The 20,554-nt window shown below is 59.6% G+C and carries 16 protein-coding genes; 8 read left to right on the forward strand and 8 right to left on the reverse strand.

Going from position 1 to position 20,554, the window contains the following annotated elements; translation table 11 throughout:
* Positions 1–16: 16 nt before the first annotated feature.
* The 6 genes from JZY08_RS08190 to JZY08_RS08215 all read right to left on the reverse strand — a co-directional run bounded on the left by JZY08_RS08190 (position 17) and on the right by JZY08_RS08215 (position 6,657).
* Positions 17–1,267 (reverse strand): cysteine desulfurase, encoded by a 1,251-nt coding sequence (locus JZY08_RS08190; RefSeq protein ID WP_080834821.1) that lies wholly within the window; start codon positions 1,265–1,267, stop codon positions 17–19.
* Positions 1,260–2,531, reverse strand: coding sequence for a Fe-S cluster assembly protein SufD (gene sufD, locus JZY08_RS08195; protein ID WP_216329881.1), 1,272 nt, complete (start codon positions 2,529–2,531; stop codon positions 1,260–1,262). Before sufD ends, JZY08_RS08190 begins: the two co-directional genes overlap by 8 nt.
* A gap of 24 nt (positions 2,532–2,555) precedes the next feature.
* Positions 2,556–3,311, reverse strand: a complete 756-nt coding sequence (gene sufC / locus JZY08_RS08200) for a Fe-S cluster assembly ATPase SufC (protein WP_003522658.1) — start codon at positions 3,309–3,311, stop codon at positions 2,556–2,558.
* Between the two features lie 112 nt (positions 3,312–3,423).
* A complete protein-coding gene (locus tag JZY08_RS08205) occupies positions 3,424–3,765 on the reverse strand; it encodes a GIY-YIG nuclease family protein (protein WP_035242385.1) in 342 nt (113 codons plus the stop codon).
* Positions 3,766–3,820: 55 nt separating this feature from the next.
* Entirely contained in the window at positions 3,821–5,290 is a 1,470-nt protein-coding gene (gene sufB, locus JZY08_RS08210; RefSeq protein WP_035242383.1) for a Fe-S cluster assembly protein SufB, read from the reverse strand.
* A 197-nt stretch (positions 5,291–5,487) separates the two neighbouring features.
* Positions 5,488–6,657, reverse strand: a complete 1,170-nt coding sequence (locus JZY08_RS08215) for a cysteine desulfurase family protein (protein WP_216329882.1) — start codon at positions 6,655–6,657, stop codon at positions 5,488–5,490.
* Positions 6,658–6,867: 210 nt separating this feature from the next.
* Here JZY08_RS08215 and JZY08_RS08220 point away from each other — a divergent pair, with 210 nt between their 5' ends.
* Positions 6,868–7,545, forward strand: coding sequence for an alpha/beta hydrolase (locus JZY08_RS08220; protein WP_020012833.1), 678 nt, complete (start codon positions 6,868–6,870; stop codon positions 7,543–7,545).
* A 240-nt stretch (positions 7,546–7,785) separates the two neighbouring features.
* On the opposite strand, the gene JZY08_RS08225 is transcribed toward JZY08_RS08220, so the two are convergent.
* Entirely contained in the window at positions 7,786–8,907 is a 1,122-nt protein-coding gene (locus JZY08_RS08225; RefSeq protein ID WP_216329883.1) for an anhydro-N-acetylmuramic acid kinase, read from the reverse strand.
* 150 nt (positions 8,908–9,057) lie between these two features.
* Between JZY08_RS08225 and tyrS the strand changes: the two genes are divergently transcribed.
* Positions 9,058–10,311: a tyrosine--tRNA ligase gene (tyrS, locus tag JZY08_RS08230; RefSeq protein WP_216329884.1), complete on the forward strand. Its 1,254-nt coding sequence runs from the start codon at positions 9,058–9,060 to the stop codon at positions 10,309–10,311.
* A 185-nt stretch (positions 10,312–10,496) separates the two neighbouring features.
* Here the strand turns inward: tyrS and JZY08_RS08235 are convergent, their stop codons facing one another.
* A complete protein-coding gene (locus tag JZY08_RS08235; RefSeq protein WP_216329885.1) occupies positions 10,497–13,880 on the reverse strand; it encodes a DUF3971 domain-containing protein in 3,384 nt (1,127 codons plus the stop codon).
* Positions 13,881–13,999: 119 nt separating this feature from the next.
* Here JZY08_RS08235 and JZY08_RS08240 point away from each other — a divergent pair, with 119 nt between their 5' ends.
* The 6 genes from JZY08_RS08240 to JZY08_RS08265 all read left to right on the forward strand — a co-directional run bounded on the left by JZY08_RS08240 (position 14,000) and on the right by JZY08_RS08265 (position 20,479).
* Complete coding sequence (locus tag JZY08_RS08240; protein ID WP_082182516.1) at positions 14,000–14,467, forward strand: peroxiredoxin; 468 nt, start codon at positions 14,000–14,002, stop codon at positions 14,465–14,467.
* A 13-nt stretch (positions 14,468–14,480) separates the two neighbouring features.
* On the forward strand, positions 14,481–15,308 hold the full coding sequence (locus tag JZY08_RS08245) for a ferritin-like domain-containing protein (protein ID WP_216329886.1): 828 nt from the start codon (positions 14,481–14,483) through the stop codon (positions 15,306–15,308).
* Between the two features lie 166 nt (positions 15,309–15,474).
* A complete protein-coding gene (locus tag JZY08_RS08250; RefSeq protein ID WP_216329887.1) occupies positions 15,475–16,773 on the forward strand; it encodes a M23 family metallopeptidase in 1,299 nt (432 codons plus the stop codon).
* Positions 16,774–16,992: 219 nt separating this feature from the next.
* A complete protein-coding gene (locus tag JZY08_RS08255; protein ID WP_003495387.1) occupies positions 16,993–18,498 on the forward strand; it encodes a DEAD/DEAH box helicase in 1,506 nt (501 codons plus the stop codon).
* Between the two features lie 29 nt (positions 18,499–18,527).
* A complete protein-coding gene (locus JZY08_RS08260) occupies positions 18,528–18,944 on the forward strand; it encodes an NUDIX domain-containing protein (RefSeq protein ID WP_216329888.1) in 417 nt (138 codons plus the stop codon).
* Between the two features lie 321 nt (positions 18,945–19,265).
* Positions 19,266–20,479, forward strand: a protein-coding gene (locus JZY08_RS08265; RefSeq protein ID WP_149149104.1) for an IS3 family transposase whose coding sequence is annotated in 2 segments (ribosomal slippage) — positions 19,266–19,602 and positions 19,602–20,479 — 1,215 coding nt in all. Because the reading frame shifts where the segments join, the coding sequence is not laid out codon by codon here.
* The last annotated feature ends 75 nt before the right edge of the window (positions 20,480–20,554 follow it).

Genomic DNA, 20,554 nt, shown 5'->3' on the forward strand with positions numbered 1-20,554 from the left:
CTCTCAAATCCCGATATCAGGCGAAAAATTTGCGCGCATATTCCAGCGCCTCAACAAGAGAGTCTACTTCGGCGCGGGTATTGTAAAGGCCGAACGATGCCCGGCATGTGGAGGTGACGCCAAAGCGTTTCAAGAGCGGCATGGCGCAATGGGTGCCCGCACGTACCGCAACGCCACGCCTGTCGATCACCATCGAGACATCATGGGCGTGAATGCCCTCGAGTTCGAAGGAGAAGATGCCGCCCTTGTCAGGCGCATTGCCGATGATGCGCAGCGAATTGATCTCGCGCAGACGCTCCGCGGCGTAAGCGGCAAGATCGGCCTCATGCGCGGCAATCGCGGCGCGGCCGAGATTGTCCATGTAATCCAGCGCGTAACCGAGGCCGATGGCCTGCACGATGGGCGGCGTGCCGGCTTCGAAACGGTGCGGCGGCTCGTTATAGGTCACATTGTCTTCGGTAACGTCGAGGATCATCTCGCCGCCGCCCTGGAACGGCCTCATCTCGCGCAAGCGGTCGGCCTTGCCATAGAGCACACCGATGCCCGAGGGACCGTAAAGCTTGTGGCCGGTCATCACATACCAGTCGCAATCGATATCGCGCACATCCACCGGCATGTGAACCGCGCCCTGCGAACCATCGATCAGCACCGGAATGCCGCGCTCATGCGCGATACGGCAGATTTCCTTGACCGGCACGATGGTGCCGAGCGCATTCGACATATGGGTGATGGCAACGAGCTTGGTGCGCTCCGTCAGGCTTTTTTCGAAAGCCTCGATATGAAACGCGCCGTCATCGTCCACCGGCACCCAGACGAGCTTCGCACCCTGCCGCTCGCGGATAAAATGCCACGGCACGATGTTGGAATGATGCTCCATGATCGAGATGACGATCTCGTCGCCCTCGCCGATCTTCGGCATGCCGTAACCGTAAGCGACCGTGTTGATCGCTTCCGTTGAGGATTTGGTAAAGACAATCTCATCCACCGAACCGGCGTTCAGGAAACGGCGCACCTTTTCGCGCGCCGCCTCATAGGCGTCGGTTGCGGCATTGGAGAGGAAATGCAGGCCGCGATGCACATTCGCATACTCATTGGCATAGGCATGCGAAACGGCGTCGATCACCACCTGCGGTTTTTGAGCGGACGCGCCGTTGTCGAGATAGACCAGCGGCTTGCCATAGACCTCGCGCGACAGGATCGGGAAATCCTTGCGCACGGCTTCGATGTCATAAGGGGCCGCCAATGCGGCGCGTTCGCTCTCAGGCATGATGTTCCAGCCAGCCGGAGATGATCGTCTCCAGCGCCTCTACCAGATTTTCTTCTTCCAGTTCCTCGACGATCTCGGCAACGAAGGCGTTGACGAGCATCGCCCGTGCCTTCGCCCGCGGCACGCCGCGCGCCATCAGATAATAGAGATGATTGTCGCTGATATCGGCAACCGTCGCACCATGGCCGCACTGAACGTCGTCAGCGAAGATTTCCAGTTCCGGCTTTGCCGAGAACTCGCCATCGTCGGACATCAGCAGCGTATTGCACGCCATCTTCGCATCGGTCTTCTGGGCATCGGGCGCCACCCGGATCATGCCCTGGAAAATGCCCTTGGCACGGTCGAACACCACGTTGCGGAACACTTCCGTCGAGGTCGTGTTCGGCACGTTGTGGCCGAGAACCATCGTCACGTCGGTATGGGTTTCGCCACCCAGAAGGTTGACGCCGCGAACGATGAGATCAGTGCCCTCACCTTCCACATCGATGCGCAGTTCCTGACGCACCAGCTTGCCGCCGGCATTGACAATGAACAGGCGAATCTTGGCGTCCGCGCCGATTTTCATGCGCAGCTGGCCAAGATGGATATCGGCCGCACCCTGTTGCTGCAGGATGATCCAGGTCACTTCCGAGCCATCCTCGACAACGATATCGCTGACGGAGGAAACGAAGGCTGAATCCGAAGTCACCGAAAGGTGACGCTCGATGACGGTCGCCTTGGAACCTTTGCCGAAGCGCACCGGGAAGCGGCTGTGAACCTGGCCTGCGCCATGGATCGCCTGCAATTCGATCGGCTTTTCGATCTCGGCATCAGCCGGGATGTCGAGCACCAGACCATCTCGCACGAAGCTGCCGTTGATACGGCCGATCACGTCGTCCTTGCTGGCTTCCGCAAGGCCGGCGGCGGCGGAACCGTCGAGCAGGCTTTCGGTAAAGCGCGACACGCGGATGTCATCGATCTTGCCGACGTCGGCAGTGCCATGCTGCACGTAGGCAACCAGAGAACCGGCAACTGTCGGCGCCTGCTTCTCGATAACAGGCGCGGGCCGGTCTTCAGGAACAGTCCGCAGCAGGCTTTTCAGATCGGTATAGTGCCACGCCTCGATGCGGCGGGTCGGAAGACCCCCGGTCTTCAGATCGTCGAACAAAACGTCACGCGCGGCAACCACGGCACCGTCGCCGGGCAGTTCGCTGAACTTTGCGGTATAGGCATCGACCAGCGCGGTTTCCGCTGGCGTCAGCCGGTTGGTAGCTTGAATGTTCATGGACATCACCTCCTGGCCTCTGGCTTAGGCCGCTTCACCGATGATGTCGGCGTAACCATTGTTTTCCAGCTCCAGCGCCAGAGCCTTGTCACCCGAGCGGATGATCTTGCCCTTGTAGAGAACGTGAACGCTGTCAGGCACGATGTAGTCGAGCAGGCGCTGATAGTGGGTGATGACGACGGTGGCACGATCCGGCGACTTCAGCGCGTTGACGCCGTCAGCCACGATCTTCAGCGCGTCGATGTCGAGGCCGCTATCGGTTTCGTCGAGAACGCAGAGCTTCGGCTCCAACAGCGCCATCTGCAGGATTTCGGCGCGCTTCTTCTCACCGCCGGAGAAGCCGACATTCAGCGGACGCTTCAGCATCTCCATGTCGATCTTCAGATCGCCGGCGGCTTCCTTGACGCGGCGGATGAAATCCGGCGTCGTCAGCTCGGACTCGCCGCGCGCCTTGCGCTGTTCGTTCATCGCAACCTTCAGGAACTGCATGGTGGCGACGCCGGGAATTTCGACCGGGTACTGGAAGGCAAGGAAGATGCCCTTGGCGGCGCGCTCGGCGGCATCCAGTTCCAGAATGCTTTCGCCGTTGTAAAGAATGTCACCGGAGGTGACTTCATAATCTTCGCGGCCCGACAGGATATAGGACAACGTGGACTTGCCGGAACCGTTCGGGCCCATGATGGCGGCGACTTCACCAGCGGCAACCTTCAGGTTGAGGCCCTTGATGATCTCGGTTTCGGTATCGGCGATCTTTGCGTGCAGGTCGATGATTTCAAGCATGGTTTTGTTCCTGTTCATGGTGCGGTTTCAAGGACCGCCTCGTAGACCCCTGAGGGGCCGTCTCAACTTTCACATCCGTCATCCTCGGGCTTGTCCCGAGGATCTAATCACGTCAATTATAGTCATCCGACGCCAGCGTATTCGGGTGCGGCACATAAGCATTTTCGATCTCATCAATGCGCTCAAAAAGATCGAGCCACGTTGGGTTCAGCTCTTCGATCAACTTGATTTTCCATTCACGAAGATAGCGCTTCAACGATTTCTCCCGTTGGATCGCCAAAACGATGTTTGGGTGGGTTTCAAACCAGACAAGATTTTTCGCCTGGTATTTTTCTGTGTAACCCTTCCGTTCAGCGTTTCGATGCTCCCATAACCGTCCCAATAAATCGCTAGTGACACCGGTGTAAATTACCCCGCGCGGTTTGTCAGACATCATGTAGACGAAGCCACTCATTCTAACAGCTACCGCAGCAGATCCTCGGGACAAGCCCGAGGATGACGAGGAAAACTTATCCGACAGACCCTTCCAGCGAAATGCCGATCAGCTTCTGCGCTTCAACCGCAAATTCCATCGGCAGCTGCTGGATGACGTCCTTCACGAAGCCATTGACGATCAGTGCGATCGCCGACTCCTCGGGAATGCCGCGCTGCAGGCAGTAGAACAGCTGGTCTTCGGAAATCTTCGACGTCGTCGCCTCGTGCTCGAAGTGAGCGGAGGAGTTCTTCGCCTCGATATAGGGCACGGTATGCGCGCCGCACTTGTCGCCGATCAGGAGCGAGTCGCACTGCGTGAAGTTGCGCGTGTTGGTCGCCTTGCGGTGAGCCGAAACCTGGCCGCGATAGACGTTTTCCGAAAAGCCGGCAGCGATGCCCTTGGCGATGATGCGGCTCGACGTGTTCTTGCCGAGATGGATCATCTTTGTGCCACTATCGATCTGCTGGTGACCGTTGGAAACGGCGATCGAATAGAATTCGCCACGGCTGTCGTCGCCACGCAGAATGCAGGACGGATATTTCCAGGTAATAGCCGAGCCGGTTTCCACCTGCGTCCACGAAATCTTCGAACGGTCGCCACGGCAATCGCCCCGCTTGGTCACGAAGTTGTAGATACCGCCCTTGCCTTCCTTGTCGCCCGGATACCAGTTCTGGACGGTGGAATATTTGATTTCGGCATCATCGAGCGCCACCAGTTCGACAACGGCAGCGTGAAGCTGGTTCTCGTCGCGCTGCGGTGCGGTGCAGCCTTCCAGATAGGAAACGTAGGCGCCCTCTTCAGCGATGATCAGCGTGCGCTCGAACTGGCCGGTGTTCTTTTCGTTGATGCGGAAATAGGTGGAAAGCTCCATCGGGCACCGCACGCCCTTCGGCACGAACACGAAGGAACCGTCGGTGAAGACGGCCGAGTTCAGCGTCGCATAGAAATTGTCCGTCGTCGGAACGACCGAACCGAGATATTTCTTCACCAGATCCGGATATTCGCGAACGGCTTCCGAAATCGACATGAAGATCACGCCGGCTTTCGCCAGTTCCGCCTTGAAGGTGGTGACGACGGAGACGCTGTCGAACACGGCATCCACGGCCACGCGGCGGTTTTCCACGCCGGCCAGGATTTCCTGTTCCTTCAGCGGAATGCCGAGCTTCTCGTAAACCTTCAGCAGCTCGGGATCGACATCCTCAAGCGACTTCGGGCCGGGCGTGCTTTTCGGTGCGGCATAATAATAGAGATCGTTGAAGTCGATCTTGGGATAGCTGACGCGCGCCCAGGTCGGCTCTTCCATCGTCAGCCAGCGCTTGTAAGCCTCAAGACGCCATTCCAGCATCCATTCCGGCTCCTGCTTCTTGGCCGAGATGAAGCGGATCACCTCTTCCGAAAGGCCCTTGGGGGCCTTGTCGACTTCGATATTGGTTTCGAAGCCGTATTTATACTGGTCCACATCGATCTGGCGGACCTGATCGATCGTTTCCTGAACCGCTGCCATGTCGTTCTCCAATCTCGCCGGAGCAAAGGTCCGGTGGCTTGTCAACGTATCAAGGCGGAAAGCCGCCTTATCCATCTTCGGGCAATGTCACCGCGCCGTTAAGCGGGGCGGAGCTTATACCCATGTAAGTGCGGGATGGCGCTTTTCACACATCCCGGCAAGCGGAAAATTGCTATTCCGCAATTCTTTGCCGCATTTTACGCGGCCTGACCGGCCAGCTTGCGCCGCCCGGCAATTTTCATGAACGCCGCGAGCGTGCGCTCGATATCCGCCTCGGTCGTGGCGTGGCCAAGGGAAATCCTGAGTGCGCCAAGCTTGGGATCACGCCCCATAGCCGTCAGCACATGGCTTTCCCCCACCTTGCCCGATGAGCAGGCCGAGCCGGCAGAGAGCGCGATGCCTTCGATATCGAAGGCGATCTGGCCCGTTTCCGCCTTAAGGCCCGGCAGGGTGAAAAACGTGGTATTGCCGACGCGGGCGACATCCTCGCCATGGATGATCACATCCGGCGCACTCGCCCGCATGCCGTCTTCCAGCCGCGCCCGCAGAGCGGCAAGACGCGCCGCTTCAATCTCGAGATTTCGGGCCGCCACAGCAGCAGCGGCACCGAAACCAATGACCGACAGGGTGTTTTCCGTACCGGAACGATGCCCCTTTTCCTGCCCGCCGCCATGGATCAGCGGCTTCGGCATCATCACCTCGCCGCGCGACACCAGCGCGCCAGCCCCCTTGGGGCCACCGAGCTTGTGGGACGAGATGACCAGAAAATCGGCATCGAGAGCATTGATATCGAGCGAGATACGACCTGCCGCCTGCACGGCGTCGACGACCATCAACCCACCCGCAGCATGCGCAAGCCGTGCGGCTTGCGTTACCGGCTGAACAATGCCCGTCTCGTTATTGACCAGCATGCAGGCAACCATCGGTAGGCCGGCGGACGCATCGTGTGACGACAACAGCGCCTCAAGTGCGGCAAGATCGATGACGCCCGCTGACGTAACGGGAATTTCCGTAACGTCAGCCTTGGCGAAGCGGCCGCCTTCGCGAAAAGCGGGATGCTCTATAGCGGACACATAAAGACGACCATAGCGCACGGGAGCGCGCCCCATCCTGAAATCCGGCGAAAGCACCAGATTGGCGGCTTCAGTCGCACCGCTGGTGAAGGTGATATGAGACGCCGAAGCCCCGGCAAGCGCCGCAACCTCGCGGCGGGCGGTCTCAACGGCAGCGCGCGCCGCACGCCCTTCCCGATGAACGGAAGACGGATTGCCGGCAAGGTCGAGCGCAGAGACAAGAACATCCCGCACGGCGGGCAAAAGCGGCGCCGTGGCGTTCCAATCCATATATGTGCGCGTCAAAACCGTCATAACGAGAGGCTTCGCCCAATCTTCAATGCGCCAAAACGCATTTTTCTTGAAATTACAGTTGCGCTTGCCTTATGACACGACCCGAGTGCTTAAGCACACGCAAAGTTTCGAATTATTCTAAACTGCGTTCTAGAAAAGATGACACAGTTCGTCAAGTCTTCTCATCGGAAGAATGCGGTTGGAGAATGAAAAAACACGACCGGAGTACCAATGCCCGAAGTCATCTTTAACGGCCCTGCGGGTCGCCTCGAAGGCCGTTATCAACCCTCCAAGGAAAAGAGCGCGCCGATAGCGATCATCCTTCATCCGCACCCGCAGTTCGGCGGCACGATGAACAACCAGATCGTCTATCAGCTCTTCTATCTTTTCCAGAAGCGCGGTTTCACGACGCTCCGGTTCAATTTCCGCTCCATCGGCCGCAGCCAGGGCGAGTTCGACCACGGCGCTGGCGAACTTTCAGACGCCGCTTCCGCTCTCGACTGGGTGCAGAGCCTGCATCCCGATTCGAAGAGCTGCTGGGTTGCCGGTTATTCCTTCGGCGCCTGGATCGGCATGCAGCTTCTGATGCGCCGTCCGGAAATCGAAGGCTTCATGTCGATTGCGCCGCAGCCCAACACCTACGACTTCTCCTTCCTCGCGCCGTGCCCGTCGTCGGGCCTCATCATCAACGGCGATAGCGACAAGGTTGCGCCTGAGAAGGACGTGAACGGTCTGGTTGAAAAGCTGAAGACCCAGAAGGGCATCCTCATCACCCACCGCACGCTTCCCGGCGCCAACCACTTCTTCAACGGCAAGGTGGATGAGCTGATGGGCGAATGCGAGGACTATCTCGACCGCCGCCTCAACGGCGAGCTGGTGCCGGAACCGGCGGCCAAGCGCATTCGGTGATTGGCTGCGCCTCTTGGCGGGCGGCTCGATTTTTCTAAAGTGATCGCAGGCGGTTGTGGCTTACCCCCCTCTGCCCTGCCGGGCATCTCCCCCTCAAGGGGGGAGATCAGCTAGACGCCTGCTCCTCGCCTAAGCCTCTGCATTAAAGATGACCGGAAGGTCGCCCCGATTCGATCTCCCCCCTTGAGGGGGAGATGCCCGGCAGGGCAGAGGGGGGTAAGCCACACGCACCGTCCTCTATTACCCCCGCACCAAAACCCCACCCGTCACCGGCTCCTTCACCCCCGTCGTACCGGGATAGGTCAGCGGCAGCCCCTTCAGCGATCGCACGGCCAGATAGGCCCAGGCCTCCGCCTCCATTGCACCGCCATCGAACCCCGCCTCCTCCGCCGCAATTACCCGCGCGCCCACCTTCGCGGCAAGGCTCGCAAACTCCTCCATGATCACCGGATTGAGCCGCCCACCACCACAGACGACATAGGTTTTCGCCGCTTCCGGCAGATAGCTCGCCGATTTGAGGATCGCAGCGCCCGTCAGATGCGATAGCGTGCGCGCACCGTCCGCCAGCGAAATCTCCCCCTTTTGCGGCGGAACGAAATCGCTGCGGTCAAGCGACCGACGGATATTGGCCGAAAAGAACGGGCTTTCCATGTAGCGCTTCACAAGCGAGGCAACGACGCTGCCGCCCGCCGCCGTCCTGCCGCCCTTGTCGAAAGCTTTGCCGGTATGCGCCTCGATCCACTGGTCGATCAGCATATTGCCCGGCCCGCTGTCGAACGCCGCAAGCCGCCCCGCCTCGCCAATATAGGTCAGATTTGAGATGCCGCCGATATTGACGAAGACGGCCGGCGTTTCGAAGCCATCAGGCAGATTGGCGGAGAGCGCCATGTGGTAGGCGGGAATGAGCGGCGCGCCCTGGCCGCCATGCACCATGTCGTTGGCGCGCATGTCGTAAACCACATTGATACCGGTTTCCTCGGCCAGCAGTGCGCCGTCGCCGATCTGCACGGTCAGCGCCTCATCCGGCCGGTGCAGCACCGTCTGGCCGTGAAAACCGATCACGTCGACATCGCTGGCTTCAAGCCGGTGACGGTGGAGAAAGGATTTCACCGCCGCCGCATGGGCAAGCGTCAATTTGCGCTCGGCCTCAGCCAGATCACCGGGGCGTTCGCACCGTTCGCGAATGGCTTTGGCCGTAACCAGCGCCTTCTGCCAGATCGCACGCAGGCCCGGATCATAGGGAAAATAACCGCTCGGCCCGTGCCGGACCACGCTTTCGCCATCCGTGTGCAAGAGGGCGATATCGATGCCGTCCATCGATGTCCCGCTCATCAGTCCGATCGCCGTTTTGACCTCGCCCACGCGCCGCTCCCTTTCAATATCGAATCATGCGGAGATGAATCGCGGTTATTCATGGCCGAAACGGGTGCACTTTTCAAAAAACAATGGTAAAGCCCCCCGCGTTCATTGACAGACAATGACGGCAAAGGTCCAACCAGAAAGAAAAAGGTTATGTCCAGGTTCAAGTCCGATTTCCTCCGCACGCTCGACGAGCGCGGCTTCATTCACCAGATCTCCGACGAGTCGGGTCTCGACGAACTGTTCGCCAAGGAAACCGTGACCGCCTATATCGGCTTTGATCCGACAGCGCCAAGTCTTCACGCCGGCGGTTTGATTCAGATCATGATGCTGCACTGGATGCAGCAGACCGGACATCAGCCGATTTCGCTGATGGGCGGCGGCACCGGCATGGTCGGCGATCCATCCTTCAAGGACGATGCACGGCAATTGATGACCGTCGACACCATTGAAAGCAACATCGCCTCGATCAAGCGCGTTTTCTCGAACTACCTCGATTACGACCGTGCCGACAAACCAGCCATGATGATCAACAACGGCGACTGGCTGCGCGAGATCAATTACCTCGAATTCCTGCGCGACGTCGGCCGCCATTTCTCGGTCAATCGCATGCTGTCCTTCGACAGCGTGAAGACGCGTCTCGACCGCGAGCAGTCGCTGTCCTTCCTCGAATTCAACTACATGATCCTGCAGGCCTACGACTTCGTTGAGCTGAACAAGCGAACCGGCTGCCGGCTGCAGATGGGCGGTTCGGACCAGTGGGGCAACATCGTCAATGGCATCGACCTCGGTCACCGCATGGGGACGCCGCAGCTCTACGCGCTTACATCGCCGCTTTTGACCACCTCTTCGGGTGCGAAGATGGGTAAATCGCTGAACGGCGCGGTATGGCTCAATCCTGACATGCTGTCCGCCTATGATTTCTGGCAGTACTGGCGCAACACGGAGGATGCCGACGTGTCCCGCTTCCTCAAGCTCTATACGACGTTGCCGATGGACGAAATCGCTCGCCTTTCCAGCCTCAGCGGTTCGGAAATCAACGAAGTCAAAAAAATCCTCGCAACCGAAATCACCGCCATGCTGCATGGCCGAGCCGCTGCGGAAGAAGCAGCCGAGACGGCGCGCAAGACTTTCGAGGAAGGCGTGCTTGCTGAAAACCTGCCCTCCATCGAGGTTCCCGCCTCAGAACTCGAAGCCGGTATCGGTGTCCTCTCGCTCATCGTCCGTGCCGGTCTTGCCGGTTCGAACGGCGAGGCCCGCCGCCATGTCCAGGGCGGTGCGGTGAAGATCAACGATCAGGGCGTCTCCGATGAGCGCCAGATGATCGGCACCGGTGAAGTGACCGGTGACGGCGTCATCAAGCTGTCGGTCGGCAAGAAGAAGCACGTTCTGGTTCGCCCGGCGTAAGGGGCATAAAGATAGTCTTCCGGGAGCCGCGAAAACGGCTCTCGGGAGTGACGATAAGAGGCAGCGATCCCTCCACCGTCATCCTCGGGCTTGCCCCGAGGATCCACAATCCGGCGCACCATGGATCCTCGGATCAAGTCCGAGGATGACGTGGGGTGTGAGGCTGCCTCGCGATGTGAGGTTTCTTACTGAAACTCGAATATCTGCCGGAACACACCAGGCGCAATCAGCGACAGCGGATTGATCGTCAGCTTCGGCTGATCCGTCTGGCCTGATAATTTGAAGGTGATGCCGAGCAGCCCCCGGTCGCGGCCGTTGCCGAGGAAGATGCCGATGAAGGGCAACTCGCCGAACAGCCTGTTCAGCCCATAGGCGGGCATGAAGGTGCCGGTCATGTCCATGCGGCCGCTCTGGTCTTTCAACAGCCCCTGGAAGGTTGCGCCGATCTGTTCGCCACGCACCACCCCGTTTTCCACCGCAACCGAGCCATTGACGTAAACGAGCCGGGCAAAACCGCGCTGGAATTTTTCCGAGCTGACATCGATATTGCGGCGCACCGCATTGTTGAGGCTCCTGCCATCCTCACCGGCGGGCGTGGCGACGATGTCTTGCAGCTTCGCTTCGTTGACGACGGAAAAATTGCGCAGGTCGAGCGAGCCGCTCCAGTCGCTGCCATTGGCAGTCGTCAGCGCAAGATTGAGCAGACCGCCGCGGATGCGGCTATAGATATTGGCGAAGCGCGCCAGAGATCCGGCATCGCTGCTGGTCAGCGTCACAGTCCCCGTCGCGCCGCGATTGGTGGTCTGCGCGACGACGGCCTGGCCATTGCCGGTGACACCGCGCACATCGACCGACCGAACCTTGCCGTCCCGCACGCTGACATCGGCACTGACATTGGCGAGGATTTCGTCGTTGAAACCGTAGACCTTGTCGAACTGCGCCTTGACGGCAAGGGATGGCTGCGAGCGTGATGCGCCGTCGCCCCCACTCGAAGGGCTGCGAAGCTTGGATATGAAGGGCCGGAGATCAGCGGATTTTCCCGAAGCATTGATATTATAGCCATTCTTCGAGGCGGCGACCGAAACGGCGTAATTATCGGCAGGCGACAGTTGCACGCGACTGAGATCGGCCGAGATCAACCCGTTCTTGCTGAAAGCAATGTCACCGGCAGCGCCGAAACCGTCACCGTCGAGGGAAAAATCGCTGATCGTGGTGCGGCCATCGGCGGCTTCCAGGGTGAAGGCGGCTTTTGCCGGAATGCCGATGCCCTTGCTCCAGCCGAGCCCCGGCAGGATGATCGACGCCTTGGCCAGATCAAGCCGGATGTTCTGACGTTTCGGATCTGCACCCTCGATTTCCACCACCGTCGTGCCGCCAAGAACGGTGGACAGCTCCGGCGCGAGCTTGGCGACCTGCGTCTCGTTCAGGGTTGCCTTCAGCGACAGCGTCGGTGCAACGTCGCTGTTCTTGCGCACAGGCTCCGTCATCGCGATATCCATCGGCACGTCGTCGACACGGCCCTTGCCCTCAAGCCTGAGCTGATGGTCGTTCAACGACATGAAACCGTCGAGCGCGGTCACCTTGTGTCCGGCGAACGGCTTTGTCAGCGACAGGTTCTTGAGATCGAGATCGGCCGTCCATACCGGCGGCGGCGGATTTTGGCTGGAGAGCAGCCCGATGGTCAGCTTCGCATTCGCCTTCACGTCACCGGTGAAGTCATCCGGCTTGAACTGCGTATCTTTGAGGGCATTGATGGGTTTCAGCGTCGCAAGTTCGGCAACCGCATCAGCCGCACCTGCAACATTCAGTTCGAGGTTGCCGAGCAGCGGCTTGTCATAAACGTCGGAGATGATGAAACGGCTGTTTTCCAGCGCCAGCGAGCGGTTGGACGGGAAATAGGATGTCGCCCGCTTGATATCGACACCCATCTGGCCGCCGACGAGATTGAAATGCGCATCGACATCGCGCAGCGGCGGAATATCGCCGGTGGTGTTAAGCCGCGTATCGTCAATATCGAAGCGAATCTGCATTTCGCTGTCGCCGAGCACCAGCGGGCAACCGGGACCGCACATCCGCCCCTGCGGAATGAAGACGGCAATCGAGCCGTTCGTGATCGTGCCGCCATAGAGATTGGAAACCACCCATTCACGCGGCTTGTGCGCCATCCAGAACGGCCAGAGCTGCTTGACAGCCGTCGCCTCCATCTTCGGAATCTGCCCCGCGAAACTGATTTCCGGCGATCCCTCGCCGAACCGGATCTTCAGCGATCCCGCCATGTCTCCAAGCGGGCCGCTGACATAGAGCGAGGGAACCTCAAGCTGCTTCGTGGCCGCCGTGAACTGCCCGTCCGCCTTCAGGCTGAAAGGTACGGGCTCCTCGCCCGAAGCTTCGGCGGAAGCCACGGCATTGTCGATCCGCAGCGAAAGACCGAAGCCCTCCTCCGTATCCCTGATCTCGCCAACAACCGGAACAACCGTCCGCCCCAGCTCCACCCGTGAATTTTCGATCAAAAGCGTGCTCTTTTGAAAATCGTAGCGCGCATTGACGGTGCCGGTGGTAAAGGGCTGGGCCTCGCCACCGATGAGAAGCGTTCCGTTGCCCATGCCGACCGAGACTTCCAGCCGCGGCTCATGCCCTTCCATGGCGCGGCGGGCCACGATGCTGACACCGGTCTTGACGTTCAGCCCCTCATGAAGATTGCCCTGCGGATCATATTTCTCCAGAAACGGACCGATATCGAAACCGTCGATCCGGGCCTGAAAGCCATCGATCGTACCGCCAGCCCCGGAGGTCTTCAGCGACACGCTGGCAATTTCCCCGTTAAACAACGTTTCGCCATCAAGCGAATATCCGCCCTGCTGGTCGGGCGTCAGTGACAGTTCCCGCACCTCGATGGTGCGCGGTTTGCCCAGTTCGCCAGGCGGCAGGTGAACCGAGACGCTGGAAATATCGATTTCCTCGGTCCCGCTGCTCAAGAAAGCCTGCGCGAGCTTGTCAAGCTGCCCGAAGGCCGCCTGCAATTGCTGCGGCACGGCGTCGAGCTTGACGCTGGACAGATCAAACCCGTTACCCTTGGGCAGCAGCGCGGTGTCCAGTTCCATGCCGTCGGCTTCAAGGCTTTGCACCGAGACACGGCCTGCCAGAAGCGCAAGCGGATCGAGCGCCATGCCGATCGCCCGCGCCCGGCTCAGATGCTGGCCGGACTCCTTTTCGACGATATCGACATCCTGCGCCACCAGCGCCAGCCGCAGCCCGGTCGAGAACCGGATGGCCGACGAGCCTATCCGCGCGCTGTAGTGAGGGCCGAGCGCCCTTTCCAGCGCCTGCTGCGCCTGGCTGGAAAGGGTCTTGTCAATCGATCCGGTCTCGACGGAGACGATGATGCCGCCGATCGACAGAAAGGCGAGCACGAAAAGAGCCGCGAAAATCTTGATGAAGGCGCGCGCCATGGAACGGGGCGGCGGGCAATGCACGATGATCGGATCTTCCGCCTGCGCCGAAGGGAGATCGTGCAGCGCAACGATATCACGCTTGCCGAACGTAACCTTTTCACCCCGTATTTCAGCCATACGCCCGTGTTTGCCCCTGAATAGCTTTTGTTTCGCCCCAACACTGGACGACGCGCCGTTTCGCTATATATCGAATGTGGCGACTTTCACTCAACATCCCGGCGAAAGAAAGGTGGATTATGACAGACTTGACGATTGGCAGCCCGGCTCCGGATTTCACTTTGCCCCGTAACGGTGAAGGAACGGTGACATTGTCCGGCCTGCGAGGCAAGGCGGTCGTTCTCTATTTCTACCCGAAGGACGATACATCCGGCTGCACCGCCGAAGCGATCGACTTCAGCGCCCTTGGCGGAGAATTCGAGGCCGCCAACACGGTTGTCATCGGCATTTCCCCTGATAGCGTCAAAAGCCACGACAAGTTTGCCGCAAAACACGCGCTCAGCGTCATGCTTGCCTCCGACGAGGACAGGAAAGCTCTCGAGGCCTATGGCGTCTGGAAGGAAAAAAGCATGTATGGCAAAAAATACATGGGTGTCGAACGCACCACCTTCCTCGTAGCACCGGATGGCAAGATCGCGGAAATCTGGAACAAGGTGAAGGTTCCGGGCCACGCACAGGCCGTCCTTGAGGCAGCAGGCAAGCTCTGAGAGACGGCGCCTCGTGACGCCCCCTTTCAAAATCATCTCGCTGCGCGGCGGCGCCACCGAGGCGATCGCCAGCGCCGATCTCGACCGAAAAACCGCATTGGCGCAGGAGACGGCGACGCGATGGTTTGAACGTCGCCTGTCGCTGCGCTCCCCGCTCGATCCACCTCTGCCCGAACGTCCGGGCAGGCCGGAAAAGCCGGAACTCGTTCCGCCGACCGCCGTCGAGCGCCGCTCGCTTCACACCGTCAAGGGCCGCATAGCGCTCCTTCACGCCATCGCCCATATCGAGCTGAACGCCGTTGATCTCGCGCTCGACATCGTTGCCCGTTATGCCAGCGAGCCGGTGCCACACTCCTTTTTCGATGGGTGGATGCAGGTTGCCTTCGAGGAGGCGAAACATTTCCGGCTGGTGCGTGACCGGCTGCGAAGCCTGGGCGCCGACTATGGCGATCTGCCGGCCCATGACGGGCTTTGGCAGGCGGCCCACTCGACCCGCAACGACCTGACCGCGCGGCTCGCGGTCGTCCCTCTCATTCTTGAAGCCCGCGGGCTGGATGTGACGCCCTCCCTGCAGGCGAAGATGCGGGAAACCGGAGACCTCGACAGTGCGGCCGTTCTCGATGTCATCTACAATGATGAAAAGGGCCACGTCGCCATCGGCGCCAAATGGTTCCGGTTTCTGTGCGCGCGCGAAAAGAAGGACCCGGCAGCCACCTTCAAACAGCTGGTGCGCAGCAATTTCCGCGGTCCGCTGAAGCCACCTTTCAACGATCTCGCCCGTGCCGAAGCCGGGCTGACGCCAGCCTTTTATCGCTCGCTTACCGCCGTCAGCAACAGCTGACGCCACTTTCCCGCCCTGAGGGCCTCTCCGGCAAAACTTCGTTAACCTTAACGAATTATGATTTCCTTTAGAGCACCGTGCGTCCACTCGGACGCGCAAATGACGCTCCAAACTGTTGAATCTGCGCGTCGTGCTTTGCGAAAATCGGCCAGCCCGGAGAGAGATTTTGACTGATACAACGGAAAACCGGGTATTCGGCAAAAAGCGTGAGCCACACGTCCTCATTCTGGCGCGCGGTGACAAGGTCCGGCATCTGACGATCCGGCCATGGATGTCGGCACTTGCCGGCTGCACCATCGGTCTTTTTTCGCTCGGTTATCTCGGGGCTACTGGTTATCTCATCCTGCGCGACGACCTGATCGGCGCAACCATGGCGCGCCAGACCCGCATACAGAACGATTACGAAGACCGCATCGCAGCGCTGAGGGCGCAGGTGGACCGCGTTACCTCACGGCAATTGCTTGATCAGCAGGTGGTTGAAAAGAAAGTGGAAAAACTGCTGGAACAGCAGGCCGCCCTCACCTCCAGGCACGGACGCATGAGCGAGTTGCTGGAACGCGCGGAAAATTCCGGCATCGCCGCCTCGCCGGCCGCACCTTCCCCTCTTTCAAACGCGATGGCGCCGGAAAAACGCGCCGATATGTCAGGCGGTCTTTCCGCCATCGAAAAGCTGATGGCGCCCCGGAAATTGCAGCCGGAAAACGCCGCCGGCGCCGACAAACGGGCAGCCTACGCGCCCGAAGCCGGCGAAACACCTTCCGACCGGGCCGACCGGGTGTTCTCCAAGGTGACGCTTTCACTGAAGGACATCGAGCGCCAGCAGATATCGCGCATAGCGAGACTGACCAGCGACGCCGAGGACAAGGCGAGCGCGATGCAGGACATCATCCGCCAGGCGGGACTGAAAATTGATGAAAGCGGCATGGACGATGTTGGCGGCCCCTACGCCGACCCGCAGCGCAGCGAGGCCGATCCATTCAATCTGTCCCTCACCAATCTCGACAACGCACTCAACCGGCTGGATATCGTCAAGGAAAGTGCTACCGCCCTGCCCTTCGGCAATCCGGCCCCCGGCAGAACGATCACCAGCCGATTCGGCAACCGGATGGATCCGTTCCTCGGGCGGCCCGCCTTGCACACCGGCATCGATTTTCGCGCCGAAACCGGTGCCGACGTAAAAGCGACGGGGGCTGGCAAGGTCACGGTGGCGGAAAATTCCGGCGGCTACGGCAATATGGTCGAGATCGATCACGGCCAGGGCGTATCAACGCGATTCGGTCATCTCTCCGCCATTCTGGTCAGGGCCGGCGACAAGGTGGAGGCCGGCGACGTCATCGGCCGTGCCGGCAGCACCGGTCGCTCGACCGGTCCGCATGTGCATTACGAGGTACGCCGCAACGATACGCCCGTTGATCCGATGCGGTTCCTGATCGCCGGGGCAGAGCTTAAAACCTATCTTAAATAGTGGCCCGATTTTAACGCTTTTTTTGCGCTTTTGACGATAAATCGCGCAAAACGGTGCAGAAGGCTAAAATGCGTCGCCCGAACCGCGACGTTTCGCGTGCATTTCCCGTTGTTTCCTTGACTTTCCGGCAATTTGGGCATATCCCCGCGCCAAGTCTTTGCAAGTGTCGCAGCGGCACGCAGGTGTTCTTCCCGAACCAGAACGGAAAAAGTTCTTCCTTTGACAACATTCTCTGATCTTGGCCTGAGCCAAAAAGTTCTTTCCGCTATTGCAGATGCCGGCTACACGACGCCGACACCCATTCAGGCCGGCGCAATTCCGCCCGCGCTGGAAAAGCGTGATATCTGCGGTATCGCACAGACAGGCACGGGGAAAACCGCTTCCTTCGTTCTGCCCATGCTCACTCTGCTCGAGAAGGGCCGCGCGCGGGCCAGAATGCCGCGCACGCTGATCCTCGAGCCGACCCGCGAACTCGCGGCGCAGGTGGCTGAAAACTTCGAGAAATACGGCAAGAATCACAAGCTGAACGTCGCCCTTCTGATCGGTGGCGTCTCCTTCGAAGATCAGGACCGCAAGCTTGAGCGCGGCGCCGACGTTCTCATCTGTACACCCGGCCGTCTTCTCGACCATTGCGAACGTGGCAAGCTTCTGATGACCGGCGTGGAAATCCTCGTCATCGACGAGGCCGACCGCATGCTGGACATGGGCTTCATTCCCGATATCGAGCGTATCGCCAAGATGATCCCCTTTACCCGGCAGACGCTGTTCTTCTCAGCCACGATGCCGCCGGAAATCCAGAAGCTAGCCGATCGCTTCCTGCAGAACCCGACCCGTATCGAGGTTGCCAAGCCCTCCTCCACGGCAAAGACCGTGACGCAGCGCATCGTCGCCGCGCACAACAAGGACTATGAGAAGCGCGCTGTCCTGCGCGATCTCGTCCGTGCCGAAGAGGCCGAACTGAAGAACGCCATCATCTTCTGCAACCGCAAAAAGGATGTCGCCGACCTGTTCCGTTCGCTGGATCGTCACGGCTTTTCCGTCGGCGCCCTGCATGGCGACATGGACCAGCGTTCGCGCACCACGATGCTGCAGAATTTCCGCGATGGAAACCTGACGCTGCTGGTCGCTTCCGACGTTGCCGCACGCGGACTGGACATTCCCGATGTCAGCCACGTCTTCAACTTCGATGTTCCCATTCATGCTGAAGACTATGTCCACCGCATCGGCCGCACAGGTCGCGCGGGCCGTTCGGGCAAGGCCTTTACCCTCGTCACCAAAAGCGACGCAAAATATCTGGACGCGATCGAGAAGCTGATCGCCGAGAAGATCGAGTGGCTGAATGGTGATCTCTCCTCACTCCCCGCCCCCATGGAAAGCTTTGAGAGCAATGCAGGCCGCCGGGGCAGCAAGGAACGTGGCGGCAGGGGCCGCGACAGGAACCGTCGCGATGCACCCGTATCGCCGGTCGAAAACATCAATCAGGTTGCACAATCCGCTGTGGACACGGACATCCCGGCTCATGGAGACGACAAGGTGAAAGCAGAACGCAGACCGGAAAAGACCCCGCGCAATTCTGAGCGCAACAATCGCAACCAGCCGCACGCCAATGACGATAACCGCGACCGCCGCCGCCATTATCGCGACCATGATGATGGCCCGACGCCCGTTGGTTTCGGCGACGACATTCCCGCATTCATGCTGATCGTGGCCAACGCCAAGGCCTGAGCCCACAAGACTGACGCAGGAATGACGGCATGACGCCGACCATCAAGCCAGGACAAGATTTTCCGGGCGTCGGCGTTGGCCTTGCCATTTTACGTGACGGCAGGCTGCTTTTATGCCGGCGCCTGAAAGCGCCGGAGGTCGGATACTGGAATATTCCAGGCGGCAAGGTTGACCACCTGGAATCCGCCCTCGCCGCAGCAAGGCGAGAGGCCGAAGAAGAGACCGGGCTAACGATCGGCACGGTCGAATTTCTCTGTCACAGCGAATATATCAATCCGCAAGACCGCCATCACTGGGTCTCGCTGATCTTCGTGACACGCGATGCACAGGGCGAGCCGGCGCTGACCGAACCGGACAAGCTTTCCGATATCGGCTGGTTCGACCTCGATGCGCTTCCTGCACCGATCTCCGCCTTTGCAAAAGACGCGCTGAGCGCCCTGAAATAAAGCCGGACAACAAACGGACATCACCGATTCAGCGGAGCACGGCGGGGTTTTCTCGTCCACAGGGGAATATCTGCCAGGGAGCAGACATGCTCTCACACCCGGTATAAACCAACTCTGCGCGCGATTTCTTTTCGGTAAATATAATTATAAGAGAATGCTTTTGCGCAAAGCCGCGCAAATACAATTTTAAATTGCTTAATTTAGCACCATTTAAAAAACCGCCTCAGTTGCCTGAAGCGGTTTATACGTGAACTGCCCCCCATTTCGACCGGACAGTCGGCATAAGCAGAAAGGCTCAAGCACAGGCTTGAGGATAGGCTTATGTCTAACGAGTATCGACACGTTGAACTGCTGACGGGTGATGTTCGCCGCAGGCGATGGACAACCGAGCAAAAGCTGACGATCATTGAGCAGAGTTTCGAACCAGGCGAGACGGTATCTTCGACCGCTCGCCGTCACGGCGTTGCCCCCAATCTGCTTTATCGGTGGCGTAGGCTCTTGAGCGAGGGAGGTGCTGCAGCCGTGGATTCTGACGAGCCGGTAGTCGGCAATTCGGAAGTGAAGAAACTGGAAGATCGCGTCCGCGAGTTGGAGCGCATGCTCGGCCGCAAGACGATGGAGGTCGAAATCCTCCGCGAAGCCCTTTCCAAAGCGGACTCAAAAAAACGGATATCGCGGCCGATCTTGTTGCCGAAGGACGGTTCCCGATGAAGACCGTCGCAGACACGCTGGGCGTCTCCCGTTCCAACGTCATCGAGCGGCTGAAAGGTAGATCGAAGCCGCGTGGAGCATACCATAAGGTCGGGGATGCAGAGCTTCTGCCCGCCATCCGCAGGCTGGTGGATCAAAGGCCAACCTATGGCTATCGGCGGATCGCCGCGCTCCTCAATCGCGAAAGGCGAGCCGCCGATAAGCCTGTCGTCAACGCCAAACGGGTCCATCGCATCATGGGCAACCACGCCATGCTGCTGGAGAAGCATACGGCCGTTCGCAAGGGCCGCCTCCACGACGGCAAGGTCATGGTCATGCGCTCCAACCTGCGCTGGTGCTCCGATGGTCTGGAGTTCACCTGCTGGGATGGGGAGGTCGTTCGCCTCGCTTTCATCATTGACGCCTTCGACCGCGAGATCATCGCCTGGACAGCGGTCGCCAATGCCGGAATATCCGGCTCGGATGTCCGCGACATGATGCTGGAGGCGGTCGAGAAACGCTTCCATGCAACCCGAGCCCCGCATGCTATCGAGCATCTCTCGGACAACGGTTCGGCTTATACAGCACGGGACACGAGGCTGTTTGCCCAGGCGCTCAATCTGACGCCCTGCTTCACGCCGGTGGCCAGCCCGCAGTCGAACGGAATGTCCGAGGCATTCGTCAAAACCCTGAAGCGGGATTACATCCGCATCTCTGCACTACCGGACGCCGAAACGGCGCTCCGGCTCATCGACGGATGGATCGAAGACTACAACGAAATCCATCCACATTCAGCGCTCAAGATGGCTTCCCCTCGGCAGTTCATCAGGGCAAAATCAATCTAGCCGACCTGTCCGGTGAAACGGGGAGCACTCCAATACGTGATGAAATAAATACAATAAAGAATGTAATATAGTCTG

Source organism: Rhizobium sp. X9 (assembly GCF_018873185.1).
Lineage (GTDB): Bacteria > Pseudomonadota > Alphaproteobacteria > Rhizobiales > Rhizobiaceae > Agrobacterium > Agrobacterium oryzihabitans.